The sequence below is a fragment of the Psychrobacter sp. 4Dc genome (assembly GCF_002836715.1).
Taxonomy (GTDB): Bacteria; Pseudomonadota; Gammaproteobacteria; order Pseudomonadales; family Moraxellaceae; genus Psychrobacter.
In genome coordinates, this window is sequence record NZ_PJAT01000034.1 from 1 (window position 1) to 810 (window position 810).

The 810-nt window shown below is 41.9% G+C and carries 1 protein-coding gene; it reads left to right on the forward strand.

The features are described 5' to 3' along the window. Positions 1 to 44 precede the first annotated feature (44 nt). Positions 45 to 793, forward strand: a protein-coding gene (locus CXF61_RS01790; RefSeq protein WP_165596948.1) for an IS5 family transposase whose coding sequence is annotated in 2 segments (ribosomal slippage) — positions 45 to 375 and positions 375 to 793 — 750 coding nt in all. Because the reading frame shifts where the segments join, the coding sequence is not laid out codon by codon here. Positions 794 to 810: the final 17 nt, after the last annotated feature.

Below are 810 nucleotides of genomic sequence, written 5' to 3' on the forward strand. Positions count from 1 at the left end.
TAGGGTGTGTTGACATATATAGAATAATTGATAATCATAGTGTTATGACTAGATTAACCCTAAGTGATGCCCAGTGGGCAAAGATAGCACCGTATTGTGCAGGTAAAGAGACCGATGTTGGTAGAACAGCGGTAAATAATCGACTATTTATCGAAGCTGTTCTATGGATTGTCCGAACAGGTAGTCCGTGGCGAGACTTACCCCCTGAATTTGGTAACTGGAACAGTGTTTATAAGCGCTACCGTCGATGGGTAAAAAGCGATAGATTCAGCAAGCTATTTAATGCTCTGAATGACTCAGATTTAGAGTATGCCATGATTGATGGCACTATTGTTAAGGTACATCGTCATGGACAAGGCGCAAAAGGGGGGCTTGTCATCAGGCAATTGGCAAATCAAGAGGCGGTATGACCACTAAAATCATGGCAATGGTTGATGCATTAGGCAACCTTGTTGATTTTACTTTATTGAAAGGACAACAGCATGACATGGCTGGCGTTAAACCTTTAATTAAAGACAAAGAGTTTGGTGCATTGCTTGCTGATAGAGCCTTTGACACGGATTGGCTACTGCTAGACTTAGAAGAGCGTGGTAGCAAAGCGGTCATACCCCCTAAACGCTCTCGTTTAAAGCAACGAGATTTCGATAAAGAAATGTACAAGTGGCGTCACTTAATCGAGAACTTCTTCTGTAAGCTGAAAGATTTCAAGAAAATTGCCATGCGTGCTGAAAAAACGGATGAGTCGTTTGCTGCTAATATCTATTTAGCAGCGACGATTATCCATTTACGGTAATTGTCAACACACCCTAG